Below are 26224 nucleotides of genomic sequence, written 5' to 3'. Positions count from 1 at the left end.
GACACATGGCAATACGCACCAGATTCAGTGTTAGCTCGGTCGTCGCGGCCGGCATCCTCGCAGGATGCGGCGGTTCCGATGCCCCGCCGGAAGACCTCAACGTCAAACCGTCCTACCTGGGCACGGTACAGAAGGCCACCTACGACGGCGTGAGCAATGACCTGCTGACCGCCGGCCTCGGCAAGACCGGTATTCAAGGCGCTGCGCCGACCTATGTCGATCCGGCCAATCCGACGATTCCGGAGTTGCGCCGCAATGCGATACACGCGAACTACCGCGCCCTGATCGATCCCAGCGTCAATGGCGGTTACGGCACGCTGTATGGCCCCAACGTCGACAACGCAGGAAACGCCACCCTCGGCGAAGGCAAGATCGCCGGCGACGAATACATCGCCTATGCGGATGACGGTACCGGCCAGATCAATGTGACGCTGATGGTGCAGATCCCCGCTGCGTTCGACAAGGCCAATCCCTGCATCGTAACCGCGACGTCTTCCGGTTCGCGCGGCGTGTATGGCGCGATCGGCACCGCAGGCGACTGGGGCCTCAAGCAGAAATGCGCCGTGGCCTATAGCGACAAGGGCAGCGGCATGGGCTTCCATAACCTGCAATCCGACAGGGTCAACCTGATCAATGGAGAACGCGCCAGTGCAGCGGCAGCTGGCAAGATGTCCCACTTCACCGCAAATCTGACCGCGGCCGAGCTGTCGGCGTTCAATGCCGCCACACCCAATCGTTTTGCGATCAAGCAGGCGCATTCGCAGCAGAACTCGGAAAAGGACTGGGGCAAGTTCACGCTGCAGGCAGTGGAGTTCGCCTTCTTTGCGTTGAATGACAAATTCGGCGACTTGGCCCGCAACGGCAGCAGCCGCCTGAACACGATCAAGCCATCCAATACGCTGGTCATCGCATCAAGCGCATCCAACGGCGGCGGCGCTGCGGTGCTGGCGGCCGAGCAGGATACGGGCGGCCTGATCGACGGCGTTGCAGTATCCGAGCCGGTCACCGAAGTGGCGCTGAATCCCGCCCTGACCATCAGGCGCGGTACAACCCCGGTCAGCCGTGCCGGCCTCGGCTTGTACGACACCATCACCATCGGCAACCTCTACCAGCCTTGCGCAGCCTTGTCGTCTTCGCTGACCGCCTCGCCGTTGCTGACATTAGTCAATGTGACGCTGGCGACCAATCGTTGCACCGCGCTGAAAGCGAAGGGATTGCTGACCGCCACGACGCTCGCCACACAAGCGGACGAGTCGCTGCAAAAGCTGCGCGAAGCCGGCTATGAGAGCGAAAGCGATCTGCTGCAGGCAAGCCATTTCGGCACGTATCAGATCCTCGCGCCGTTCTACGCCAACATGTACGGCAAGTTCAGCGTCAAGGACAACCTGTGCGGCTACAGCTTTGCACCGGTCACTGCCACTGGCGCGCTGACCACCTTGACTGCCGTGCAGGAAGCACAGCTGTTCGCAACCGCCAATGGCACACCGAGCGGCGGTCTGGGTCTGGTCAACAACAATGCCGTAGGCGGTCCAGTCGGGGATTCCTTCTCGGTATCGCCATCGACCAATCTGGCCGACTACAACATCGACGGCGCGATCTGCCTGCGCAATCTGGCCACCGGCACCGATATCACGACAGGTGCGCCGCTGACCGGTACAGCACTGGCCAATTCGCAGCGCGTGCGTGCCGGCATGGCGGAAGTGCGCCGTAACGGTAATCTGCGTGCAAAGCCAGCCATCATCGTCCATGGCCGCAGCGATGCATTGATTCCGGTGAACCACAACTCGCGTGCCTACTTCGCCGCCAACAAGGCAGCCGAAGGCGCGGCAAGCAAGCTGTCGTATATCGAAATCACCAACGCGAATCACTTCGATGCCTTCCTCGGCTTCCCGGGTTACGACACGCGTCTGATTCCGATCCATCGCTATCACATCCAGGCAATGAACATGATGTACGCCCACCTCAAGAGCGGAGCAGCACTGCCGCCCAGCCAGGTAGTGCGGACCTTGCCGCGCGGAGGCACACCGGGCGCCGCGCCGGCGATCACCACGGCCAACGTGCCGCCGATCCAGTTGTTACCGGTCGCGGCGGATCAGATCACGTTCGCCAACAACACCGTGACGATTCCGAACTGATCGCATGGTGCCGGGCGGCGAAGACATCGCCGCCCGGAGCAACCGCGCAACAGCATGAACAGCGCATGAACAGCAATACCGATCGCCATGCGGCGGTCGGCCGCCTGCGGGCGAACCAGGTGCAACAGATTCGGCAGCAATAGTGGAGAAAACGGATGGCAAGCGAAGTCATACTCGAAACGCGAAACCTCACCAAGGGTTTCAAGGGATTCATCGCGGTAAACGATGTCAATTTCAAGGTCAAGCGCGGCTCGATCCACGCCTTGATCGGACCGAACGGCGCGGGGAAGACCACCTTCTTCAACCTGTTGACGAAATTCCTGACGCCGACCGCCGGATCCATTCTGTACAACGGCGATGACATCACCGCGCTGGCGCCGGAACAGATCGCGCATCGCGGCGTGATCCGCTCGTTCCAGATTTCCGCCGTGTTCCCGCACCTGACCGTGCTGGAAAACGTGCGTATCGGCCTGCAGCGTTCGCTCGGCACGTCCTTCCATTTCTGGAAGAGCGAGCAGACGCTCAATCGCCTCAACGACCGCGCCATGCAATTGCTGGCCGAAGTGGATCTGGAAAGCTTTGCGAGCACCATGACGGTCGATCTGCCGTATGGCCGCAAGCGCGCATTGGAGATTGCGACCACGCTGGCGATGGAGCCGGAACTGATGCTGCTCGACGAACCGACGCAGGGCATGGGCCATGAAGACGTGCATCGCGTGACCGAGCTGATCAAGAAGGTGTCGGCCGGTCGCACCATCCTGATGGTCGAGCACAACATGAGCGTGGTCTCGGGCATCTGCGACAAGATTTCGGTGCTGCAGCGCGGTTCGCTGCTGGCCGAAGGCACATATCAGGAAGTATCGAACAATCCGCAAGTGATGGAAGCCTACATGGGCACCACGGCGGGGCAACTGGAAGGAGCGCATTGATGTCGACCGCAGCACTGGAAATCCGCAACCTGAAAGCCTGGTACGGCGAATCGCACATCCTGCACGACGTCAATCTCGTCGTGAAGCCGGGCGAAGTGGTCACGCTGCTGGGCCGCAACGGCGCAGGCCGCACCACCACGCTGCGCGCGATCATGGGCCTGACCGGCACGCGCAAGGGGTCGATCAAGGTCAATGGCGTCGAGTCGATCGGCCTGGCGACGCATAAGGTGGCGCACCTGGGCGTCGGTTACTGCCCGGAAGAACGCGGCATCTTTTCTTCGCTGTCGGCGGAAGAAAACCTGATGCTGCCGCCCATGGTTACCAAGACTTCCAAGGGCATGTCGGTCAAGGAAATCTACGAGATTTTCCCCAACCTGGAAGAGCGCCGTTCCAGCCAGGGCACGCGCCTTTCCGGCGGCGAGCAACAGATGCTGGCGGTCGCCCGCATCCTGCGCACCGGTGCCAAGCTGCTGCTGCTGGATGAAATTTCCGAAGGCCTCGCGCCGGTCATAGTGCAGGCGCTGGCACGCATGATCACCATGCTCAAGGCCAAGGGCTACACCATCGTCATGGTGGAACAGAATTTCCGCTTCGCTGCTCCTTTGGCGGATCGGTTTTACGTGATGGAGCACGGACACATCGTCGAGTCCTTCGCTGCATCCGAATTGGAGTCGAAGATGCCGGTGCTCAATGAGCTGCTTGGCGTCTGACCCACACCTGTACAACTGAAACACGCTGTCGCAACACTACCTACAACAGGAGAAGAAGTAATGAAACTCAAAGCAAAAGTGATGACTCTCGCAGTCGCAACCGCATTGTCCGCAGGCTTCGCAGCGACATCCTACGCACAGGTGTCGGGCGACACGATCAAGATCGGCTTGCTGACTGACATGTCCGGCGTCTACGCCGACGTCGACGGTCCGGCAGGCGCAGAAGCGGTCAAGATGGCGATCGCCGATGCCGGCGGCAACATCAACGGCAAGAAAATCGAATTCGTCGTGGCCGACCACCAGAACAAGGCCGACATCGCCGCGTCCAAGGCGCGTGAATGGTTCGACCAGCAAGGCGTTGACATGCTGATCGGTGGCACCAATTCCGGCGCCAACCTGGCGATGGCCAAGATTGCAGCGGAAAAGAAAAAAGTGTTCTTCTCGGTCGGCGCCGGCACAGCCCGTCTGACCAATGAAGACTGCACACCTTACACCGTGCATTATGCCTACGACACCATCGCACTGGCACGCGGCACTGGCAGCGCACTGGTCAAGCAGGGCGGCAAGGACTGGTACTTCCTGACGGCCGACTATGCGTTCGGCGCATCGCTGGAAAAAGACACGGCCGATGTGGTCAAGGCAACCGGCGGCAAGGTGCTGGGCGCGGTCAAGCATCCGCTGTCGGCTTCGGATTTCTCGTCCTTCCTGCTGCAGGCACAGTCTTCCAAGGCTCAGATCCTGGGCCTGGCCAACGCTGGCGGCGACACCATCAACGCGATCAAGGCTGCCAATGAATTCGGCGTCACCAAGACCACCAAGCTGGCAGGCCTGCTGATGTTCATCACCGACATCCACTCGCTCGGCCTGAACCTGACACAAGGCATGTACCTGACCGATGGCTGGTACTGGGACCAGAATGACGACAGCCGTAAGTGGTCCAAGCGCTTCTTCGACAAGATCAAGCGCATGCCGACCATGCTGCATGCCGCCGACTACTCGGTCACTTCGCAATACCTGGCCGCTGTGAAGGCAACCGGCAGCGACGACGGCGACAAGGTCATGGCGCAACTCAAGAGCACCAAGATCAACGACATGTTCGCCAAGAACGGCGTGATCCGTCCGGACGGTCGCATGGTGCACGACATGTACCTGATGGAGGTCAAGAAGCAGTCCGAGTCCAAGTACCCATGGGACTACTACAAGGTCGTGCAAACCATCCCGGGCGACCAGGCTTATGCCACCAAGGCAGAGTCCAAGTGCTCGCTGTGGAAGTAAGACTTTAGTAGTTGAAGTAGTGTAGCCCGGACTTCGCCCAGCGATATCCGGGTCGTGTATCACGCTCGATGTAGTCGTGTTGTTCCGTTTCCTCTCGCAGGGGAGGGCTGGTGTGCCGGACAGGGTGGCCGAACCTTCCTGAGCCGATTGTATGGTTGCACTGCCGTCATGCCCGCCATCCCCTGCATCAGGAGGAATCAAACAAACGTGATTTGCATCGGCCAATTTTCTTATCGACTATGGATATCTTCGGCATCCCCCTGCAGGCAATGTTGAGCCAACTGTTGCTCGGCCTGGTCAACGGCTCGTTTTACGCGATGCTCTCGCTTGGCCTGGCCGTCATTTTCGGCTTGCTCAATGTGATCAACTTCGCGCACGGCGCGCTGTACATGATGGGCGCATTTCTCGCCTGGATGGGCTTGAGTTATCTCGGCCTGAACTACTGGGTGATGCTGATCGCCGCTCCAATCCTGGTCGGCCTGTTCGGCATCGTGATCGAAAAGACGATGCTGCGCTGGCTGTACAAGCTGGACCATCTGTACGGTCTGCTGCTGACCTTCGGCATCACGCTGATGCTAGAGGGTCTGTTCCGCTCGTTCTACGGCGTCTCCGGCCAACCATATTCGGTGCCGGAAGCGCTGATGGGCGCAACCAACCTGGGCTTCATGATCCTGCCTAACTATCGTGCATGGGTTGTGGTGGCATCGGTGCTGGTCTGCCTGGCGACCTGGTTCGTGATCGAAAAAACCAAGCTCGGCGCCTACCTGCGTGCAGGCACCGAAAATCCCAAGTTGGTCGAAGCTTTCGGCATCAACGTCCCGCTGATGGTGACCGCGACGTACGGTTTCGGCGTGGCGCTCGCCGCGCTTGCCGGCGTGCTGGCGGCGCCGGTGATCCAGGTATCGCCGCTGATGGGCTCGAACCTGATCATCGTCGTGTTCGCGGTGGTCGTGATCGGCGGCATGGGTTCCATCATGGGATCGATCATCACCGGCCTGGGCCTGGGCATCATCGAAGGCCTGACCCGCGTGTTCTATCCCGAGCTGTCGGCAACGGTCGTGTTCATCATCATGGCGATCGTGCTGATGATTCGTCCTGCCGGCCTGTTCGGCAAGGAGAAATAAGCTTGCTGCATCCGGTTGCGGTACCCGCTGTCATCCCGAACGCAGCGAGTACCGTAGTCGGCCCCGATGCGGCATGCGTGGCAGTACGCAAGAAGTGAATGGTTTTCGTTCGGAATGACAGGTTTGAAAAGGTCGTAATTATGAACAAGAAAGTCGGATACGCGATTGCCCTGGCAGCGGCGCTGGTAGCTCCTTTCGTCGTCTACCCGGTGTTCCTGATGAAGGTGCTGTGCTTTGCATTGTTTGCCTGTGCATTCAATCTGCTGATCGGCTTTACCGGACTGCTGTCGTTCGGTCACGCCGCATTCTTCGGTATGGCCGGTTATGCGGCCGGCCATGCGATCAAGGTCATGGGCTTGCCGTTCGAAATCGGCCTGGTGGCTGGTATCGCGGTTGCGGCGCTGATCGGTGTCGTGATGGGTGGCCTGGCGATTCGCCGCCAAGGCATCTACTTCACGATGATCACGCTGGCGCTGGCGCAGATGCTGTATTTCGTCTGTCTGCAGGCACCATTCACCGGCGGTGAAGACGGCTTGCAAGGCGTGCCGCGCGGCAGTCTGCTTGGTGTGATCGACCTGTCGAGCGACCTGACCATGTACTTCGTCGTGCTCGCCATCGCCGTCGCCGGCTTTGCGCTGATCATGCGCACCGTGCATTCGCCTTTCGGCCAGGTGCTCAAGGCAATCAAGGAAAACGAGCCGCGTGCGATTTCGCTGGGTTACGATGTCGACAAGTACAAGCTGCTGGCCTTCGTACTGTCCGGTGCATTGTCCGGTCTGGCCGGTGCCACCAAGACCGTGGTGCTGGGCTTCGAGACCCTGACCGATGTGCACTGGTCGATGTCCGGCCTCGTGGTCCTGATGACGCTGGTCGGCGGCCTCGGCACGTTGAGCGGTCCCATCGTCGGTGCGATCGTCATCATCGCGCTGGAAAACAAGCTGGGCGACTTCGGCAACTTCCTCGCCGGTGCAACGGGTATCGAATGGTTCAGGGCAATCGGCGAGTCGGTGACGATCGTGACCGGTTTCATCTTCATCGTCTGCGTGCTTGCTTTCCGTCGCGGCATCGTCGGCGAATTGGTCGAGTTCGCAAAGAAGCGCAAACCGGAGCCGGCACGCGTGCATTCAACAGTGGTAAAAACAATGGAGGGATAGCATCATGGAGCCACTTCGCTGGTTACGGTTGGCAGCAGCAGCTTGTGTAGCATCATTCGCAGTTGGCGCATCGTACGCCGATGACATTGTCATCGGGCAGGTGGCTCCGTTGAGCGGCGTATTGGCCGACACTGGAAAGGACATGGTGCTGGGCGCCAAGGTGTATTTCGAGCAGGTGAACGAGCAGGGCGGCATACATGGCAAGAAGATTCGCCATGTGGTCAAGGATGACGGTTACAAGGTTGAGGAAACCGTCCGTTTGACCAGGGAAATGATCGACAAGGAAGGAGCGCTGGCATTGATCGGATTCGCCGGAACGGGCAATGTCGGCGAACTCCTGAAGCAAAAGGTATTAGAGCAGGCCAACATTGCGCTGGTTGCACCCTACACGGGTGGCGAAGTGTTGCGCACGCCGTTCAATCCTTACATCTTTCATATCCGCGCCGGTTACGCCGACGAAGCCGAAGGCATCGTCGACCAGCTCATCATGCTGAACATGAAACGCATCGGCGTGATGTACCAGGACGATCCTTTCGGTAAGGCGGGATTGGCGGGAGTCGAGGCGGCGCTGAAAAAGCGCGGCCTGGAAGTGGCCGGCACCGGCGCCTATGAAAAGAATACCGACAATGTCGGAGAAGCGGTCAAGCAGATTGCCAAGGCCAACCCGCAGGCAGTTGTGATGATCTCGGTGAACAAGAGCACTGCCGCATTCAGCAAGCAGATCCGTTCGGCCTCCACAGTGGCACAGCTGGTCAATATTTCGGTGGTCAATCCGAAAGAGATCAGCCGCCTGATTGGCCCCGACAGTGCGCGCGGCATTGGTGTGGCGCAAGTGATGCCGTATCCGTATTCGGCAACAACAGGCATCGTGAAAGAGTATCAGCAGGCGATGAAAAAGTATGCGCCCGCCGGTTCTGAATTGTCTTATACAAGCTTTGAAGAGTTTGTCGGCGCCAAGGTATTGGTGGAAGGCATACGACGCGCCGGAGCCGGCGCGACACGCGAGAAGGTGATCCGTGCGCTGGAAACATTGAATGCCTTCGATACCGGCGGATTTACGGTGAGGTTTTCGCCGACAAATCGGATCGGTTCCCGGTTTGTCGAGATTACGGTGATCGGCAAAGATGGACGGCTTTTGCGGTAAAGAGTTTTGAAGCAGTCTGGTGTAAGCAACGTGGTGGTTCGGTAGCAGAGTAGGTGGTTGTTTGTAGTTGTTTTGTCCCCAGCAGTTTAAGGGTTACGTTCGCGTAACCCTTTTTTCCGACCTTCCTCATGCATCAGATCCCGGTCGGATAGGTTTCCGGCATCTCGCCGTCATGCAGTTCTGCCATTCTCTCCAGCGGCTGTAATGCATGGGTGGTGTCGATATGGATGACTGCGTCGAACTGCTTCGGCAGGCATGCATGGAAGTAATGGCTGATGCGTTCGCTTTCCGGTAGATAAATGACACCAATTGCACGTTCCAGGCGACGTTGTTCCAGCACGTCCGATACATGGTGTCGGTCACGCAGACGGAGATAGAAGTCGCCTATCCCGGCATCATGAAACAGATGCTCGTAGCTATCCGGATGCGATGGCCGAACCAGTTTTTTCTCCGCCGGACCATCCCATTCCGATGCTGCCGTCACCGTGCCGTCATGGGTAGTAAATCCAAGCAGGAAGGTCGCATCCTTGCCATGGCGCTGCCGCATCAGCTGGCCGACGTTGTGCTGGCCGTCTTCGCCCATTTCCGTCGCGCGCGCATCGCCAAGGTGGGAATTGTGCGCCCACACCACGATTTTCGCCGCAGATTGGCTGCCTTCCTGCAGGTGGGCAAGGAGCGCGTCGAGAGTGTCGGCCATATGCTCGTCGCGCAGGTTCCAGGATTCGTTGCGGCCCTGGAACATCGTCCGATAATAGGCTTCGGCGTTCTGCGCGACGCGGGCATTTTGCTGAGCATAAAAGAGTTCATCCGCTGCGGAGGGATGGTCAGCGAGAGCGAAGCGCGGCGCATCGTTTGTCATGGCCACAAGCTGCTGTACCACCTCATCTTCGCAATCCTTGCGCATGCCGAAGTTCGCCGTATAGCCATAGCGCTGGGGATCGTCCGCAAGATGATCGAAGCAGGCGTAGCGCGCGCGTGCCTGTCGCGCCGCCTCCGGATCGACCTTTGACAGATAGCGGACCACGGCATCCATCGAACTGCGCAAGCTGTACAGGTCTATTCCATAGAAACCGACCTTGCCGCCATGATCCTTGCGCTGCTGGTTATGCACCCGCAGCCAGCTGACCAGTTTGACGATATCGGTATTGCGCCACATCCACTGTGGAAAACGTTCGAATCCATGCAAGGCCTCCTTGGCCGTCATGCCCGCCAGCGTGCCCTGGCTGTCCGGACCACGCACATAGCGGCTTACGCGCAGCGCATCGGGCCAGTCGGCTTCGACGGCAATGGCGGTAAAACCTTTCTCGACAATCAATCGTTTGGTGAGCTCGGCGCGAATGTGATAGAACTCGCGCGTGCCGTGCGTTGCTTCTCCAAGCAGCACGATGGATGCGTCGGCGATCTGTTCGACGACATGGTCGATGCCTACGTCGCCGGTAAGGGGAACGGCTTCCTGTTGAATCGCTTCAATGGTAGATCGTTCAGTCACGGCATACCTCCGGTATCTACATATATTTCGGCTTTTCAGCGGCTTGAGAGTTCCGTCATTTTCATCATCAATGCAGCTTGGGAAAAGATCGCGAAGAGCAACAAAAGCTTTTGCCCGTCCCCCAGCGGCGCGTCCTTTTTACGCAAAAACTTTGTACTACACTGAGTCTTCTCGAAGCGGTGCGGGCACAGCATGCGCGACAAACCGCGCATATGCCGCATCGCATTTCTTGAACGAAAGGAACTGTCATGCAAACGATTGCCGATATCATGACCCGCGACGTACGCAGCGTCTCGCCGCAGGAAACCGTCATGCGCGCTGCCCAGTTGATGGATGAAATGAATGTAGGATCACTTCCGGTGTGCGATGGCCAGAAACTGATTGGCATGGTCACCGACCGCGACATCACCATACGTGCAACCGCTGCCGGCCAGGCGCCCGAGCGGGCTCATGTAGAGGACGTCATGTCGCAACAGGTTCGCTGGTGTTTCGATGACCAGCCCGTGGATGAGGTGATGGAACAGATGGCGGACACCCAGATTCGGCGCGTCCCCGTACTGGATCACGATACCCACCAACTCGTGGGCATCGTATCCCTGGGTGACATGGCGACCAAGCATTCGGCGCAGGTCGACAGGACACTGGGAGAGATTTCCTCGCCGTCCCAGCCGGACCGGCCGCATTGAATCTTTAAGCCGGCTAGTTTGCGTTAAGTGACTGGCCGCGCGTCGCTGCTTTCAACGGTCGTTACGGGCTTGCCCGCTGCACGACGCGGCAGGCGCCGCTTGAGTCCAAGGGCGGGGCGCTCGATCAGGTGCCAGGACAGATAGGCGCAGACTGTCGTCGCGATTGCAGCGAGCAAGAGTCCCTGCATAAAGGGAAAGTCCTTCCCGACTATCCACAAGATGGTTTGCTGGACCGGGAAGGCATAGATGTAAATACCGTAGGACATATCGCCAAATCGACCTGCCCGCTTGACAACCGCCGTGGAACGGATACCGAAGGCAACGACCACAACCGGGATCAACAGGAAAAACGCGGCTCCACCAGCGCCAAGCAGATAGCAGCCTGCGGCCAGCACGCCGAGCGCCAGAAAGAGATAAGCGGGACGCTGCATCCAGCGATTGCGGAACAGGTCCAGGCATACGCCCGCAAAAAAGAACAAACCGAAGTGGTATTGATAATTGAGTGGATCCGGCGCGACGGCGAAGTAATAAGTTGTAAACCCTATCAAGCCGAGCAATACCAGCAGAGGGTGCTTCATCAGGCCGATACATCCCACGACAAGCAGCGCCAGATAACAGCGCACTTCAAGCGGTATTGTCCACAGCGAACCGTTCACGGCCCTTGGATAGACATTTTCTTCAAATACTCCAGGCAGAAAATAGCGGATCGTTACGACTTTCAGGTTACGCAAAAAATCCGTCAGGTTCGGATGATGTAAATAATCTTGCCACTGCAGCGTCGATACCATCGGCCCCAGCACACATGCCGATATCAGCGTTACCGCAGCTAGTCCCGGCCAGATCCGCAAAATCCTTTTGGCGAGAAACCGGATTGCGTGCGGATCCTGACGCCAGCTCTGCGATACCAAAAAACCGCTGATGGAAAAGAACACCAGCACGCCCAGCGTCCCAAGGCTCATGCTGTTGAGGAAGGCAGGTTCCGGCAACCCGTTGAGTGCGTATTGATGACTGATCAACACCAGGAACGCCGCGACGATACGCAGGAAATCGAAATTGTTCAGGCGTACGCTGCCGGTGTTATCCATGCTCTATGGGTCGATTGCTGATGAAAGGGATGCGCCGTTTGCGTCGGCCGACTGATTGTACATGACGCATTGGCACAATCATGGCTACATGACATTATCGCAGCGGGGTGCGCGACAGCCACGCGAGCCGGCAAGCCAGAACGAACCCCAGGGCCAGTACCAGGCTACTTGCCGTGAACGCAGTCTTGAATCCACCCGCATGCTCGATCAACAATCCTGCAAGCGCAGGCCCCACGAATTGTCCCATTGCATAAAACAAGGTCACATAACTGGTTGCGCGCGGCGCTTGCTGTGGCTCGACCGATTCTGCCGCCATGGTCAGGATGGATGTGAACATGCCTGACACCGTACAGCCGAGCACCAGGTAGTGCATGGTAAAACCGGGCACAGTGGGCCACAGCACTGGCAGGAAGGTACCGACTGTATTGAGTGCAATGGCCACCAGCAAGGCGCGCGGACGGCCGAAACGGTCGGAAATATAACCCCAGCTCGGCGCGGCGAATATCGACAGGATGCCGAGCAAGGCAGACATCCGTCCCGCCGTCACCGCCGACATGCCCGATTCCAGCGCAAAGCTATACATGAAGGTCGTCTGCGCGATATATGTCGTCCCGACTACGCCGTAGAGCAAGCCGGTCAGATTGATACGACTGTTCCTGTACATCGGCACCTGCGGTGCTGCTTTTGCCGCAGCCGCGCTGATGCGCACGCGGGGCAGGTAGGCCGCACTCGCGGCAAAGGCGGCAGCGCTGATCACCGCAAAGACTGCCCACGCCCATCTCCATGCGGTGGGGCCGAAGGATTCGATCAGGTAAGGCACTAGTGCACTGGCGCTTAATATGCCAACGCCGATGCCGCTATTGGTCATGCCGATCACCGCGCCGCGGCGACGCGGGAAGCTGCCGGCAAGCAGTGAAATGACCGGCGTATAGGCAAACGCCGTGCCGCAACCGAGCAGCAGCATTGCCAATACCAGCAGCGGCAGTTGAGAACTTAGACTGAGCACCACGAAGCCAAGCGTCGTCAGGCACAGGCCTAGCATCACCGCGATGCGCCCGCCCCAGCGCGCGGCCATGATGCCTGCCACCATGACCAGAAATAGATAACCCAGTGAGACGATCGTGCCCAGATTGCCTGCCTGCTGATAAGTCAAGCCAAGATCGGCGCGCATGAAGGGAAGAATCAAGCCGAACGCCAGACGTGCATAGGCGACGGTGACCAGAGTGACCAGCATTCCGGTAAGAATGGGCAGTACGACCGCCAGCGTATCCTGTTTATCCTTACCGCGTTGCTCGTTCGCCTGCATTCGATTTGCCTGTAATAGTGCTTGTAGTGGTTACGCGCTGGATTCATGCACCCTTATGCTCCGCTGAAGCATGGAGGGATGAAGATGGCCGTGACAGGAATGGTACTGAATTTCTCGGTGCGCTGCTTTTGATGGCGAAAGCGCAATGCGCGTCAGCGTCTCGTCGCAAGAAAAAGGGCGTTGTAAACAGCGTGAAGGCAGATTGCCGAATATATCGACTGATGCCGCTCGTGAAGGTAGTCGAAGAGCAGGAAAGGGAGGATGACAGCGGCGGCAAGTGCGACGCTTTGATGGATCATATGCACCGCGCAAAACAGCAGCGTAGCGATGCAGTTTGCAACGCTGATTTTTCCCGTCAAGGCGCGCGCATGGAAACGGCGTGCCGTTCAAAGATGGAATACCAGTGCATGACGATCTACTGGAACAACAGAAACTCGCCGCCTGAAAACTCTATGCCTCAGAGGCTGTGAACACCAGATTTGACATTAGCTCTGGAAACGCCTGTTCAATTCCCCTTGCAGGAAGCCGCGAAACAGCAGCTCTTCGATGAGCGGCCGCCAGAGCACGATTGAAACCACAAGCGCGAGCGAGATCGCGATGCCGTGAGCCCAGTCAGGATTGATCGAGCTTAGCGCCCCAAGAAGAACTGGCGCAGCAAGCAGAGCGTAATGGAACTGACGATCGAACAAAAATGAATGGCTGAAGTGCAGGCCCAGATCGTTCAGGATGGAACGTGTTATGGCGCGCATCATAGTATTATTGGTGACATGGCGTTGATGCGTGCATGTTCGTTAAAACATGCACGCATATTGAGCAAATCTACTTCAACCAGCTGGCTTATTTCTGATCACTCCGATGACGTCGTACGATCGATGCCATGGCAGCAAGCAGCAATCCGGGCAACATAGGATCGAATCGTCCGTCGGCACGCATCGCACAGGCTCCACCACCACCTCCCAGGGGGGGATGCCGCCGCGGCGCCCAACCTTGCCGGCGCAGTCGGCGTGTCGGGGTCGGAGTTGGCCGGTGCTGCCGGCTGAGGTGCAGGGAAATTGCAGCACCCCAAACGTGCACCTGCCCAATCCGCGACGTCCATCAGATTACCGTTGCCGCCATCCGTCGCCGGAGGCAATCTCGCCATTGTTCTTGTTGATGTCGCTCGAGCCTTTGCCATTGACTGGCGTGCCTTCGGGAGCCAGCTCGCCAAGCTGGCCGCATGGATAGACGTCTTTCGCCGCCACACGGGTCTGTTCGGGCGAATCCTTGACTTCGAGATAGAGCCGGGGCCAGGTATTGGCGACATCTGCTTCGAACACAGGGGCGCGTGCCACAAGTAGAGGTGTCGCGATTGACCTGCGCATTAAGTGCGTCGTCCAGCGAAGAGGCTCCGCATAGAGCCCGTGCCGGCGTTAACTAAAGTCCCATATCTTTGATTAGATGCTCTTTGAAATCCCTTGGGAGACGAGTTGCCGCGATTAAGTACGAGGCAGACGCAAGGATGAATTGTCGGACTCGGTCATTTGCATCAAGACGTTGCAAGAGCCGCCGATCAAGATCAGCCGTCGGCGTGCTCACCTCTCGAAACGCCAAGTCTTTCAATGGCAAGCAGACGCTTCCTAATAATAATGGTGCGTCAAGAAATGAGCGGAATAGCTCTACAAATTTTTCCCATGCAGGAAATTCAAACGGTTCTACCTCCGGCAAACCTTTGGCCGCTTTGAGCGCAACATTCAAGCGCTGCCGCAATTCGTAATTCTCTTTACCTCCCCAAATGTAGTACCTAAGAATTCGCTCAAACTCCGCTCTTTCCATTTTTTGTGTGAAAATGTTATGAAAGTCGCGAACCATTTCGCTCATATACAAGCACAACTGGACCACCGTAAGTTTGAATAGCGCTCTGTGGGTCGCTTTGGATGGGTCGAACTCGCCTTCAATCTTTTTGCATCTCGCCATCAAGCTACGTAAGCCTTGCCTTCCGTCGATTTCCAAGACTGCACTTGAATTTATATACGACAAAAATGGTTCGAGAGCGGGAAACTTTGAAGGTATTTCAGCTAAACATTCCCAAGCGCCTAAGTTCTCCATATAGGAGTTTGGCACTGAGTAATCCTTTGCAGCAGAGCGAGCAAAATCATCGAACATCTCTTCAGTGAAAAGCCTAACATTCAGGCTATTTCCGGCAAGGCGGTGTCCTTCTGGCGCGGCTTTGAGCAGAATTACAAAGGCTTCGTCACTTTGTGTTAGTGCCATGAGGCCTCTAGCCCAAAGGGCGCGATTGACGGGGCTCATTTTGCTCAAAGTCTTGCAGTCAAAGACGATGCGCTGCGTAGCACTTTCACTGCACGGCTTTATGCCGAGCACATCAATATCAGTAATATCTGCAGGTTTATCGCCGACTTCGGACGTGAAGCGCACTAAAACTTCCATGTACGGGACAATGTCTAAGGCGACGCAGTAACGGACAGACTTCAACTTTTGATGAATATCTTTCATATTAGAGGTCCAGTAACAGTTGCTCAACCTCGCTCTTTTCTTCATCTAACAGTTCGAGCTTATTCATCTTGCGAAAGTTTGCAGATGATGTAAGTGACTGAACATAGGCTTCATCCTGGGTTAGGGCGATGCGCGCCTCTTCATCAACGGAAGAATGTTTCATTTGCCCAGTTTGTATCAGGGCTATTGCTTCATCGACTGCTCGTAAATTTTCCGGAGTGTCAATCAATTGCAACTGATAACGATCTGAACCTACTTTAACAAGCTTGCCAACTTGCAAATTCACCAAATTCCGATACTGTACTAATGCTTCGCTGTTCGCTCCGACAGCTTTGAAATTGCGCAACTTTTGAAGGAGCGCTACTGGGTATTTGATTCGATATCTCTCTTCAAGCAATTGGCCTTTTCGAATAGATGCGACCAAACCCATTGCCTTTTCGTAAATATTGCGGTTTGCAGCATTTAAACGGATATTGCCGGGCCGAGGAGTAAAGATGAACAGCTCGATGTTAGCGCTCGGGCGTTTAATGCTTGGTGGCTTGAGTACCCCATCCCCGACCAGTGACTTCAGAATATTCAACTCGTGCGAGTCAATTTTGTAGCCTGCAACTTCACCTTGCTTCTCAATCAGCGATAACGGCCATCCCTGGGACTGACCAACCAAATTGAGAATGCGCTCGATCCGCTTGGCGCCCCCAGCTGCAGCGAGATCCACAACAGAATCTAAGTTGTCAGCAAAGTATGTAGGACTTACAAGAATGTCTTGGCCGCGTGCGCGTTTTGAAAGGACGAGTCCGCTTTCAGAAACTATCCGTTCGCAGCCTGTGAATAATTTAACTTCAGCACCAAGCCGGCCAATCAATGCATTCCGTTTTTCGGGCTTATTCGTCAGCTCACCTAGGATGGCCAGCGTAAGTTGTTCCTTTTCGTTGAGGTGTTGATTTGCCAGATACTCACCAATGCCCGAATAAACAGAATCAAAGTGGGGTATTTTCGGAATAACTTTCGTTATGGTGCTTCCACTTGTGATCAAGTCGATGTATTCAATCTCGGCTAACAGATTCAGCACTTGGTTTAGGTCGCGGCCCGTAATGTCCCAGAAATAGTAGGCTACTTGTCGTAGGACGTCGTATTCAAGCTGACCTAAACCCTTTATGTGAAGCGACAAGATACTGGCCATGCCGACAATCTGAAGGTGATCAAACTCATTAATGACTGTCAGGCCTAGCCCGGATTGAAGATCGTGGGCAAGTTCGGCGTTCAGTTGTGATGCGTTAACTGGCATAGTAATCTTGTTGTTTTTGAAGGTACGTAAGTGTAATTGAATAGCACGCTGAGTTCATCTACGTAGCTGCACCTTCAATGGCGTGTCGCTCACAAGACCGAAAATTTTGTAAAGAATGGTAAAGAATGGGGTCAGGTCTTGCAACAACGCCTTTTTTGGTGAACTGCAAGATCTGACCCCATTTTTTTCAACTCGGCAACCTGCTCGGCATCCGGGCGCTGTTCGAGCGCTTCCACCATTTCTAGCGCCAAATGCGGTCCGACGATCGACCGGAAGGCAGCCTGCCGCATTGCTTCGGGCTCTTCACTGTCATCGTCAAGGACGTGATAGACGGCATTCTTGATTACGGAGAGGTCGTGCATAATCAATAGGAAGGCAGAGCTAAGTCTAAGTTATCCGTGTCTGCTTAGCCATTTGCTGATGGTTGCGATGCTTCTTCTTTTGGATAGAGAGGACGTATGTCCATGCGCAGAGAAGCGACGGCATCTATCCAATTGTTCAAAGACGCTGAGGAGTAATTTATCGTATTATTCCCGTCCGATGCTATATCGGAAGCCTCTTCTATAACCCTTTTGATTCTCGCTTCCATAAGACCAGCAATTTGAATTTTTCTCGCTAAATGGCGCAGGCTATGCCTTTCCTGATCGCTAAGATTTAAGTCATGCGCTGCAGCAAGGTCTCTTAATTCTCCTTGTAGACCAAGTAATTCGAGATGCAACCGCTTTTTCAGTTGGCTCCTTAATCGGTCGCTATGTACATGGCGATCTAAATAATTTTGCTGACCGATTGAATCGGAAACACTTGTTGCAAGTTCCTCTAGTTCTGCAACATCGCTTGTCGGAACGTTTACCTGACTAAGTCGATCAATTGCTTTTCCTACAATTCCATCAAGTTCGTCACATAAAGCAACAACTGTTTCATACTCACGGCGTTCCAAAAACGTGTTATGTGCAACTTTACAGCGAAGTTCATAAAGAGCACTCCATTGCTTTCTTAAAAAACCATCCTCGCAATCCACAATTTTGGAGAAATATCTCGCCCAATTAGACTGTGGAATCATAGATTTTAAATTTTCGAGTTGAGCTGCTATCTCATCAGGCTTATTCGGGTCAATCGTCTTAATAATTTTGTGAATCGACTCTGTCGGTTCACTTGCGTATGCCTTCAAAAGGTAATCAGCAAGGCTTGAAAAATCGACGTTATGCAACGGATCTGCATTCCCCGACGTACGTTTCGCCTTTCCAATTTCATCTCGTACCTCTTTGGGAGCTGATAAATCAACCCATGCTGCTCCGAGGTTTCGTAACATAAATTGAGTAATAAGCTTTCGCATTAGATTCTCTGTTTTGAGAATCTTGGGATATGCCATTTGGCAGTATCTAAAACCGATGTCGTCCCAAAGTGTGTCTATGCGTATGGCACGTAACGTGTAGAGATTGGTCCGGAATGCTTTTAGCATTGCAGAAAAGCCCTCAAGTGAGCTTGGCACTTGTTCATCGGGAATATCCGCAGTAAATAAGTGAAGCACACACACACCGTCGTCATTACTGCTTACATCGCGTGCACTATACTTGCAAGAAAATCCCTTTGCATATGTCACAACACCGCCTTTTTCTGCGAACTGAGAATCCGAAAATAAAACGGCGTGCAAGGTTTTTGCATCTCGACAGAGAGAAACATTGGCTTCATGCACACTGATGATTTCTACCGTAAGTCTCACGCTAATTCCCTATCTGAAAACGAATCCAGAGGCACAAACAAAAAACGCAGCCCGATATTAGAAAACGTCTAATATACAGTGCTGCGTTTACATACAGCCAAGGCTGTAAGTCTTTGATTTGATTGGTCGGGGCGAGATGATTCGAACATCCGACCCCTTGCACCCCATGCAAGTGCGCTACCAGGCTGCGCTACGCCCCGACGAAGCCCGCATTATAGCAGAGCCGTTATGATTTCCGCCACGCATCCGTGCTTGATTCACATCAGTCCAGCTTGGCACCGGTCCTGCGGATGACGGGCTCCCATTTGATCGCTTCCGAGGCGAGCAGGGCAGCAAACATCTCGGGCGATCCGCCTATCGGGTCCAGGCCGGCATTTTGTAGACGAGTGCGGACATCCGCTTGTTTCAAAATTGCATCCATTTCACGGTTCAAGCGGCGGGCGATGTCGGCCGGCGTACCTTTCGGCAGCAGCACGCCATTCCAGGTAATCGATTCAAAACCGGGCAAGCCGGACTCGGCTACTGTAGGGATATCCGCCAGCAATGGAAAACGGGCTGCGCTGGTGACCGCCAGTGCCTTGATCTTTCCGCTTTTGACCTGCGGCATGACAGCGGAAGGAACGGAAAACAGCAGGTGCGTTTCACCCGCGACCAGCGACAGGGCCGCCGGCGGGGCGCCGTTATACGGAATATGCACGACGTAACTTGCGGTCATGGACTTGAACAATTCCATGGTCAGGTGCGATGACGATCCGTTCCCAACCGACGCATAGTTCAGTTTGCCCGGACGCGAACGCGCATAGGCAATCAGTTCACGCACGTTGTTGACCGGCAGGTCGGCGCTGACGACGAGCACGTTGGGCTGGGCGCTGGTTTGTATGACCGGGACCAGATCCTTTTGTGGATCATAGGGTAGGCGGGTCAGGAACTGGGTGTAGGCAAGCGGGCCGTTGTAGGAAATCAACCAGGTGTAGCCGTCCGGTGCAGCGCGCGCGACGTTGCCGGTGGCAATGGTGCCGGATGCGCCGGGAACGTTGTCGATGACGATGGTTTGGCCGAGGCGGTCCTTCAGCTTGTCGCTCAGTGTGCGCGCAATGACGTCCAGCGATGAGCCGCCGGGGGCTGCCACCACGAAGCGTATCGGGCGCGAGGGCCAGTTGTCGGCGGATGCGGATAGGGCGGCGGCAAACAAGCCGAGGGCCATCAAAAGCTTGCAAAAGATCATTGTGGTGTTTGTGGCATAGAATGAATCCGCGACATGGTATCAGCCTGTGCCGGCGATGTGGCATGGGCCGCATTTCTTTGATCACTCAATTACTTTTTCAGGCATGACAATCAAAATCAGCCAACACTTTGACGCCGGCGCCATCGAGGTGGTCCGTGCGGGACGTCCCGATGCGATCGAGCTAAATCTTCGCAAGGATTCGCATGCGGACGTGCTTCAGTGGTTTTATTTCCGGCTGCAGGGCGCGCGCGGGCAGGCCTGCTCAATGCAGCTGTTGAATGCGTCGCAGGCGGCCTTTCCCGGCGGCTGGACCAATTACCATGCGGTCGCCAGCTATGACCGCGAGCAGTGGTTCCGCGTGCCGACCGCGTATGACGGCAAGGTACTAACGATCTCGCACACGCCGGAGCGCGACAGCGTGTATTACGCCTACTTCGAGCCTTATTCGTGGGAGCGGCATTTGCAGTTGCTGGGGCGGGTGGAAAACTCGCCGGCCGGCCGTGTGATCGATATCGGTTCCACAGTCGATGGCCGCGATTTCAATGTTGCGGTGCTGGGCAATCCCGATGCCGCGCAAAAGATCTGGGTCATCGCGCGGCAGCATCCGGGCGAGACAATGGCGGAGTGGTTTGTCGAAGGCATGCTGGATGCCCTGGCCGATACGCATAATCCGCTGGCGCGCCGGCTGCTGCGGGAGGCGGTGTTCTATGTGGTGCCTAACATGAATCCCGATGGTTCGGTGCGCGGCAATCTGCGAACCAATGCAGCCGGGGCCAACCTGAATCGCGAATGGGTGAATCCGTCAATGGAACGCAGCCCGGAGGTTTTCTTGGTCAAGAACATGATGCATGAAGTCGGCTGCGATCTGTTCCTGGACGTGCATGGGGATGAGACGCTGCCGCATGTCTTTGTGGCCGGATGCGAAATGCTGGAAGGTTTTACGGACACACAGAAAGCGGAGCAGCAGGCGTTTATCGACAGCTTTGTTCGCGCGAGTCCGGACTTTCAGACGACGGTCGGCTACGAGACGAGCAAGTACCGTGAAGAGATGCTGCAGCTGGCGTCGAAATATATCGGGCATACCTTCAAATGCATTTCGCTGACGCTGGAAATGCCGTTCAAGGACAATGCGGATCTGCCAGCGCCGAATGTCGGCTGGAACGGCGCGCGCAGCGCGCGACTCGGGGCGGCGGTGCTGCAGCCTATGCTGGCTGCGATCGAAAGGGCCAAGGCATGAGCGTCGAAATCGAGCGGAAATTTCTTGTGGTCGACGATCGCTGGAAAAGCCTGGGGTCGGGCGCCTTGCTGCGGCAGGGGTATCTGTCGTCGAATGCGGACAGGATCGTGCGGGTGCGTATCGAAGGCGAGGATGCGATGCTGACGGTCAAGGGACGTTCGGTCGGCGCTACGCGCGGCGAGTGGGAATATCCGATTCCGCTGGCGGATGCGGCACAGTTTCTCGACTCGCTATGCGAACGGCCCATCATTGAAAAGAAGCGTTATCGCATCGTGTTTGAAGGCATGACCTGGGAGGTCGATGAATTCATGGGCGATAACGCCGGGCTGGTCGTTGCGGAGATTGAACTGGAAAGCGAGGATCAGGCATTTGCCAAACCCGACTGGATCGGGGTTGAGGTGACGCATGATGCGCGCTATTTCAATTCAAGCTTGTTAAAGCATCCGTATTCGACGTGGTAAGAGTGTACGTTCTTGTGGAAGGTCAGGCTTATGTCCGTGATGGTTCAACCGTACTACCCCACCCTACGCCGGGCGCCCCTGCAAGGGGGGGGGGAACTTAGTGCAGATGCCCAGTGCTGGCCGGTGCATCTTCCGGCAATTCCGCATGCACCAGCTCGGCTTCGGTATCGGGATACAGCGGTGCGCCGCAGTCATCGCAGAACTCCATCGGAAATTGTTCCGAATGACGTTTGATATGCGTGACGCCGCAGGCACGCAGGAGGGCGATGATCTGCTCGACCGGGGTGCGCACTTCGCTGTCGAGTATCTCCGGCGTGGTCAGTGATTCGAAGGTGGTGACCGCCGATTCGTCTTCGTCTTCGGCGCCATACAGCGGCCATACGACGCCATAAACGACTTCGGGACTTTGGCGCAGGGTGAAGCCGACGCGGTATTCATCGACGCGGCCGCTGCCGGGTTCTTCGGTAAAGCTGCCGATGATGGCGCGCAGCCCGCTGGTGTCGACACCGAGCGTATGCGTCAGAAAATGCACGGCCGCGCGTATCGATGCGGGGCGGATTTGCCTGTCGGCTTCGCGGCAGGCGATGTAATAGGCTTCGGGCATCAACAGGTCGATGCCGCATCCGGGCAGCAGTGGTGCGATGCTGGGTGTGGCCTGACGGCGCCACTGTTCGAGCGCCTTTTCACGTTCAGCAGGATGCAGACTGGCTTGCCACGCAAACAAGGGCGCGCCGGCCGGAGCGGCCACCACCGCCAGCAGATAACGGGTATCGGCGAGAAACGGGGCAGTCTCGGGAGCATTCGCGGCCGGTCGCAGGCTGGTGTGCTTGACCGCTGCCTGGGCCATGCGCTGGGTCAGTGCAAAGGTGTCGGCATGGGTGCGCGGCAGCTGATCGATGGAAAAAAGCGTCGGCGCCATCGCGACCTGGGTATCCGGCGCAAGCAGGTGCCCATGCAGGTGGGCACACAGGGCAGTACGGGTTTCGTCGGACACTGGACCCGATGCAATCGTGAACCGGGTCCACGCCAGGGCCGGTATGGCGATCAGCAAGGCTTGGTAAGTCACGCCTTCATGTTCGAGGAAACAGGATTCGCTGCCGGCTTCGACCGCTTCCATCAAGGTGTCATAGGCTAGCAGGTCGGCCTTGAACAGGTGTTCGAGCGCCGCGTCGATGTGTTCCTGGTGATTCGCCTTCAGGATTTTGTGGAGCAGGGCGTCAAGCGCATGCTCCCAGTTCCGTTCTTCCAGGCGGCTGGCTGACTGTGCCGCACCTTGTGCCAGGGAAACCAGACGCTGGCTGTCCGCTGACAACTTGTTGGCAGAGCTTTTGGAAAGACGACGCATGGCTGATCAGGATAAGCGAAAGGAAACGTATTGTAGTTGATTCAACAGAATGCCACCAAAATGCGAAGATGGGGAGTGGGGAGTCAATGTTTTGATGCTTTGAATAAATTGCACGCATGCCACGGTATGTCATCAAAAAACTGCGTTGGGTTATGCAAGCATCAGTATAGGCAAGGCACCCTGCATCGACAAAAGAGAAACGCCGCATGGTCTGCATGCGGCGTTGCGGAAGCTGATGCCGGGAGTGCGGTAAAGCGCGCTGACCGGCATTCTCCTTATCGGCTTACTTCGATTCGGTGGGCGCAGAAGACGCCGGAGCAGCGGGCGTCGCAGGCGTTGCAGGTGTGGCCGGAGCGGATGCAGAGCCATGGGCGGACGCCGGTACTTCGGTCGGGTTATGGCCTGCGGTTTCACCTTGCATATCGATCTTGTCGCCGCCTTTCATGATGACGAACAGGGCAAGCAAAGCAAACGCGATAAAGGCTACAAAAATCTTCCACATGGCAAGTCTCCAGATCAGTTCTAAGAAAAAATCAAAGGTGTGATAAACCCCATAAATAAAACGCCGGAAAACTCCGGCGTTTTTCTTGACTGAAGAGTACTACGGCATTCTTACAGCTGCCTTGCAAACTTCCCATGCGCATCGCCTGCGACATATGCAGGCGATGCCGGAGAGTCGGCGTTAAGCGGCCAGCAGCTGGCGCAGCACGAACGGCAGGATGCCGCCATGCTTGTAGTAGTCGACTTCGATCGGCGTATCGATACGCAGCAGGACGGTCACTTCCTGCTGGGTGCCGTCAGCACGATTGATCACCAGTGTCACGGTCTGCTGCGGCTTGATGTCGTTTTCGATGCCTTTCAGGTCGTAGGACTCGTCACCGGTGATATTGAGCGACTGTACGCTGTCGTCACCCAGGAATTGCAGGGGCAGTACGCCCATGCCCACCAGGTTGGAACGGTGGATACGCTCGAACGAACGCGCGATCACGGCCTTTACGCCCAGCAACTGGGTGCCCTTGGCAGCCCAGTCACGCGATGAGCCAGTACCGTATTCTTCGCCTGCGAAGACCATGGTCGGCACGCCGTCGTTGACGTACTTCATTGCAGCGTCGTAAATCGACATTTGCTCGCCGCTCGGCTGGTGCACGGTCAGGCCGCCTTCAACGCGGGAGCCATCGTCCTTCGCCGGGATCATCAAATTCTTGATCCGCACGTTGGCGAAAGTGCCGCGCATCATGACTTCATGGTTGCCGCGACGCGAACCGTAGGAATTGAAGTCTGCTTTGAGCACGCCGTTTTCAAGCAGCCACTTGCCTGCCGGGCTGGTTTCCTTGATCGAGCCGGCCGGGGAGATGTGGTCGGTAGTGATCGAGTCGCCGAATACGCCCAGTGCACGTGCGCCGGCGATGCCGGTTGCAGCGGCTTTGGGTTCCATCTCGAAGTCGTTGAAGAACGGTGGTTCGGCGATGTAGGTCGATGCAGGCCAGTTGTAGACTTCGCCCGCGGCGACACCCTTGATCTGTTCCCACAGCTTGCCCGGAGCGCCCTTGACGTCGGCGTAGTTGTCCTTGAAGGTCTTGCCGTTCAGCGCGAACTTCATCAGCTTGCTGATTTCTGCCGATGTCGGCCAGATGTCGCCCAGGTAGATGTCCTTGCCGCCCTTGCCCTTGCCGACCGGTTCGGTCATCAGGTCGCGGGTGACATTGCCGGCGATTGCGTAGGCAACGACCAGCGGCGGGGAAGCCAGGAAGTTGGAACGGATGTTCGGGTGGATACGCGCTTCAAAGTTACGGTTGCCCGACAGCACCGCGGATGCCACGATGTCGTGCTGGACGATCGCTTCGTTGAGCTCGGGCGTCAGATCGCCGGCATTGCCGATACAAGTGGTGCAGCCGTATGCGGTCACGCCGAAGCCGAGCTTTTCGAGGTAGGGCAGCAAGCCGGCCGCTTCCAGGTATTTGGTAACGACACGCGATCCAGGAGCGAGCGAGGTCTTGATGTGCGGAGCGACCTTCAGGCCGGCTTCCACCGCTTTCTTGGCGAGCAGGCCGGCGGCCAGCAGTACGCTCGGGTTGGAGGTGTTGGTGCAGGAAGTGATCGCTGCGATCAGCACGTCACCGCTCTTGACCTTGACGCCATTGGTGGTTTCGTACTGTGCTTCGAGGTCTTCTGCCTTCTTGTTGAAGCCGTTTTCGGACACCGGCTTGGAGAACAGGTCGGCGAAGGTCGACTTGACGTTGCCGATTTCGATACGGTCTTGCGGACGCTTCGGACCTGCGAGCGACGGCGCAACCGTGCCGAGGTCGAGTTCGACCACGGTGGAGTAGTCGATGTCACCGACCTTGGGGACGCCGAACAGCTTCTGTGCCTTGAAATAGGCTTCGAATGCGTCGATTTCGGCCTTGGTTCGGCCCGTGCCCTTGAAGTAGTCGATAGTGGCTTCGTCGACCGGGAAGAAGCCCATGGTTGCGCCGTATTCCGGTGCCATGTTGCCGATGGTGGCGCGGTCGGTCAGTGTCAGGGACTCTGTACCTTCGCCGAAGAATTCCACGAACTTGCCGACGACCTTTTGCTTGCGCAGCAGTTCGGTGATGGTCAGCACCAGGTCGGTTGCGGTGACGCCTTCGCGCAGTGCGCCGGTCAGGTTGACGCCGACCACATCCGGCGTCAGGAAGTAGACTGGCTGGCCGAGCATGCCGGCTTCGGCTTCGATACCGCCCACGCCCCAGCCGACGACGCCGATGCCGTTGATCATAGTGGTGTGGGAGTCGGTGCCCACCAGGGTGTCCGGATAGTAGACGTCCTGCTTCTTGTGGACGCCGCGTGCCAGGTACTCCAGGTTGACCTGGTGCACGATGCCGAAGCCCGGGGGAACGACGCCGAAGGTGTCGAATGCTTGCATGCCCCACTTCATGAACTGGTAGCGCTCGTTGTTGCGCTGGAATTCCAGTTTCATGTTCAGGTCGAGCGCCTTCTTTTCGCGGAAGTGATCGATCTGCACCGAGTGGTCGACGACCAGGTCGACCGGTACCAGCGGCTCGATGTTCTTCGGCTTCTTGCCGAGCTTGGAAGCGACGTTGCGCATGGCGGCCAGGTCGGCCAGCAGCGGAACGCCAGTAAAGTCCTGCAATACCACGCGCGCGACGACGAAGGGGATTTCATCGACGCGGGCTGCCGTCGGACCCCAGTTCGCCAACTGGCGAACATGTTCTTCGGTCACTTTCTTACCGTCGCAGTTACGCAGCACGGATTCGAGCACGATGCGGATAGAGACCGGCAGGCGTGAAATGTTCACGCCAAGCTTTTTCTCCAGCGCGGGTAGCGAGTAGAACTTGCCTTTCTTGGAATCCGAGATCTTGAATTCCTTCAGCGTGTTCAAAGTATTGCGGGACATAACCTCTCCTTATTTTGTTGGTACTGA

The 26224-nt window shown here is 56.7% G+C and carries 26 protein-coding genes and 1 tRNA gene; 11 read left to right on the top strand and 16 right to left on the bottom strand.

Annotation, left to right across the window (positions count from 1 at the left end; genetic code table 11):
- Window positions 1-5: 5 nt before the first annotated feature.
- The 7 genes from D3871_RS09835 to D3871_RS09805 all read left to right on the top strand — a co-directional run bounded on the left by D3871_RS09835 (window position 6) and on the right by D3871_RS09805 (window position 8471).
- A complete protein-coding gene (locus D3871_RS09835; protein ID WP_119768728.1) occupies window positions 6-2135 on the top strand; it encodes a D-(-)-3-hydroxybutyrate oligomer hydrolase in 2130 nt (709 codons plus the stop codon).
- A gap of 155 nt (window positions 2136-2290) precedes the next feature.
- Entirely contained in the window at window positions 2291-3064 is a 774-nt protein-coding gene (locus D3871_RS09830; protein ID WP_119768727.1) for an ABC transporter ATP-binding protein, read from the top strand.
- Window positions 3064-3774, top strand: a complete 711-nt coding sequence (locus D3871_RS09825) for an ABC transporter ATP-binding protein (protein WP_119768726.1) — start codon at window positions 3064-3066, stop codon at window positions 3772-3774. Before D3871_RS09830 ends, D3871_RS09825 begins: the two co-directional genes overlap by 1 nt.
- 60 nt (window positions 3775-3834) lie before the next feature.
- A complete protein-coding gene (locus tag D3871_RS09820) occupies window positions 3835-5049 on the top strand; it encodes an ABC transporter substrate-binding protein (protein ID WP_199724749.1) in 1215 nt (404 codons plus the stop codon).
- A 239-nt stretch (window positions 5050-5288) separates the two neighbouring features.
- Window positions 5289-6173 carry a branched-chain amino acid ABC transporter permease gene (locus D3871_RS09815; RefSeq protein WP_119768725.1) on the top strand — a complete coding sequence of 295 codons (885 nt, stop codon included), beginning with the start codon at window positions 5289-5291 and terminating at the stop codon, window positions 6171-6173.
- Window positions 6174-6313: 140 nt separating this feature from the next.
- Window positions 6314-7327 carry a branched-chain amino acid ABC transporter permease gene (locus D3871_RS09810; RefSeq protein WP_119768724.1) on the top strand — a complete coding sequence of 338 codons (1014 nt, stop codon included), beginning with the start codon at window positions 6314-6316 and terminating at the stop codon, window positions 7325-7327.
- A gap of 4 nt (window positions 7328-7331) precedes the next feature.
- Window positions 7332-8471, top strand: a complete 1140-nt coding sequence (locus D3871_RS09805; RefSeq protein ID WP_119768723.1) for an ABC transporter substrate-binding protein — start codon at window positions 7332-7334, stop codon at window positions 8469-8471.
- A gap of 133 nt (window positions 8472-8604) precedes the next feature.
- On the opposite strand, the gene D3871_RS09800 is transcribed toward D3871_RS09805, so the two are convergent.
- Complete coding sequence (locus tag D3871_RS09800; RefSeq protein WP_119768722.1) at window positions 8605-9960, bottom strand: erythromycin esterase family protein; 1356 nt, start codon at window positions 9958-9960, stop codon at window positions 8605-8607.
- 35 nt (window positions 9961-9995) lie between these two features.
- Window positions 9996-10181, bottom strand: coding sequence for a hypothetical protein (locus D3871_RS29735; protein WP_147376770.1), 186 nt, complete (start codon window positions 10179-10181; stop codon window positions 9996-9998).
- A 27-nt stretch (window positions 10182-10208) separates the two neighbouring features.
- Here D3871_RS29735 and D3871_RS09795 point away from each other — a divergent pair, with 27 nt between their 5' ends.
- A complete protein-coding gene (locus D3871_RS09795; protein WP_119768721.1) occupies window positions 10209-10646 on the top strand; it encodes a CBS domain-containing protein in 438 nt (145 codons plus the stop codon).
- A gap of 23 nt (window positions 10647-10669) precedes the next feature.
- Here the strand turns inward: D3871_RS09795 and D3871_RS09790 are convergent, their stop codons facing one another.
- Both D3871_RS09790 and D3871_RS09785 read right to left on the bottom strand, forming a co-directional pair.
- The gene (locus D3871_RS09790) at window positions 10670-11731 is read right to left on the bottom strand and encodes an acyltransferase family protein (protein ID WP_119768720.1); all 1062 of its coding nucleotides are present in this window, start codon (window positions 11729-11731) and stop codon (window positions 10670-10672) included.
- Window positions 11732-11825: 94 nt separating this feature from the next.
- Window positions 11826-13037, bottom strand: coding sequence for an MFS transporter (locus D3871_RS09785; RefSeq protein WP_119768719.1), 1212 nt, complete (start codon window positions 13035-13037; stop codon window positions 11826-11828).
- 26 nt (window positions 13038-13063) lie between these two features.
- On the opposite strand from D3871_RS09785, the gene D3871_RS31855 reads away from it, so the two are divergent.
- A complete protein-coding gene (locus D3871_RS31855) occupies window positions 13064-13507 on the top strand; it encodes a hypothetical protein (RefSeq protein ID WP_233575568.1) in 444 nt (147 codons plus the stop codon).
- 15 nt (window positions 13508-13522) lie between these two features.
- Here the strand turns inward: D3871_RS31855 and D3871_RS09775 are convergent, their stop codons facing one another.
- From D3871_RS09775 to D3871_RS09735, 9 genes are all read right to left on the bottom strand, one after another.
- On the bottom strand, window positions 13523-13789 hold the full coding sequence (locus tag D3871_RS09775; protein WP_119768717.1) for a CPBP family glutamic-type intramembrane protease: 267 nt from the start codon (window positions 13787-13789) through the stop codon (window positions 13523-13525).
- An 85-nt stretch (window positions 13790-13874) separates the two neighbouring features.
- Window positions 13875-14111 carry a JDVT-CTERM domain-containing protein gene (locus D3871_RS31630; RefSeq protein ID WP_420799636.1) on the bottom strand — a complete coding sequence of 79 codons (237 nt, stop codon included), beginning with the start codon at window positions 14109-14111 and terminating at the stop codon, window positions 13875-13877.
- Between the two features lie 26 nt (window positions 14112-14137).
- The gene (locus D3871_RS09765) at window positions 14138-14398 is read right to left on the bottom strand and encodes a hypothetical protein (RefSeq protein ID WP_158597900.1); all 261 of its coding nucleotides are present in this window, start codon (window positions 14396-14398) and stop codon (window positions 14138-14140) included.
- Between the two features lie 52 nt (window positions 14399-14450).
- On the bottom strand, window positions 14451-15530 hold the full coding sequence (locus tag D3871_RS09760; RefSeq protein WP_119768714.1) for a hypothetical protein: 1080 nt from the start codon (window positions 15528-15530) through the stop codon (window positions 14451-14453).
- Between the two features lies 1 nt (window position 15531).
- A complete protein-coding gene (locus tag D3871_RS09755) occupies window positions 15532-16815 on the bottom strand; it encodes a hypothetical protein (RefSeq protein ID WP_119768713.1) in 1284 nt (427 codons plus the stop codon).
- 131 nt (window positions 16816-16946) lie between these two features.
- Window positions 16947-17183 (bottom strand): hypothetical protein, encoded by a 237-nt coding sequence (locus tag D3871_RS09750; protein WP_119768712.1) that lies wholly within the window; start codon window positions 17181-17183, stop codon window positions 16947-16949.
- Window positions 17184-17221: 38 nt separating this feature from the next.
- Entirely contained in the window at window positions 17222-18535 is a 1314-nt protein-coding gene (locus D3871_RS09745) for a HEPN domain-containing protein (RefSeq protein WP_147376769.1), read from the bottom strand.
- Window positions 18536-18658: 123 nt separating this feature from the next.
- Window positions 18659-18735 (bottom strand) — tRNA-Pro (locus D3871_RS09740).
- 62 nt (window positions 18736-18797) lie between these two features.
- Window positions 18798-19739: a Bug family tripartite tricarboxylate transporter substrate binding protein gene (locus tag D3871_RS09735; protein WP_233575567.1), complete on the bottom strand. Its 942-nt coding sequence runs from the start codon at window positions 19737-19739 to the stop codon at window positions 18798-18800.
- Window positions 19740-19863: 124 nt separating this feature from the next.
- Between D3871_RS09735 and D3871_RS09730 the strand changes: the two genes are divergently transcribed.
- Together D3871_RS09730 and D3871_RS09725 are read left to right on the top strand one after the other, a co-directional pair.
- Entirely contained in the window at window positions 19864-20997 is a 1134-nt protein-coding gene (locus D3871_RS09730) for a M14 family metallopeptidase (RefSeq protein WP_119770000.1), read from the top strand.
- Window positions 20994-21458: a CYTH domain-containing protein gene (locus tag D3871_RS09725; protein ID WP_119768709.1), complete on the top strand. Its 465-nt coding sequence runs from the start codon at window positions 20994-20996 to the stop codon at window positions 21456-21458. Before D3871_RS09730 ends, D3871_RS09725 begins: the two co-directional genes overlap by 4 nt.
- Before the next feature lie 97 nt (window positions 21459-21555).
- Here D3871_RS09725 and D3871_RS09720 read toward each other — a convergent pair whose 3' ends face one another.
- The 3 genes from D3871_RS09720 to acnA all read right to left on the bottom strand — a co-directional run bounded on the left by D3871_RS09720 (window position 21556) and on the right by acnA (window position 26197).
- A complete protein-coding gene (locus tag D3871_RS09720) occupies window positions 21556-22803 on the bottom strand; it encodes a DUF2863 family protein (protein WP_119768708.1) in 1248 nt (415 codons plus the stop codon).
- A 283-nt stretch (window positions 22804-23086) separates the two neighbouring features.
- Window positions 23087-23305: a hypothetical protein gene (locus D3871_RS09715; protein ID WP_119768707.1), complete on the bottom strand. Its 219-nt coding sequence runs from the start codon at window positions 23303-23305 to the stop codon at window positions 23087-23089.
- Window positions 23306-23485: 180 nt separating this feature from the next.
- The gene (gene acnA / locus D3871_RS09710) at window positions 23486-26197 is read right to left on the bottom strand and encodes an aconitate hydratase AcnA (protein WP_119768706.1); all 2712 of its coding nucleotides are present in this window, start codon (window positions 26195-26197) and stop codon (window positions 23486-23488) included.
- Window positions 26198-26224 lie beyond the last annotated feature (27 nt).

Source organism: Noviherbaspirillum saxi, assembly GCF_003591035.1.
In the GTDB taxonomy this organism is placed as follows: Bacteria; Pseudomonadota; Gammaproteobacteria; order Burkholderiales; family Burkholderiaceae_D; genus Noviherbaspirillum; species Noviherbaspirillum saxi.
The sequence above is the reverse complement of the archived record's forward strand: the minus strand, read 5'-3'. Positions and strand labels throughout refer to the sequence as shown.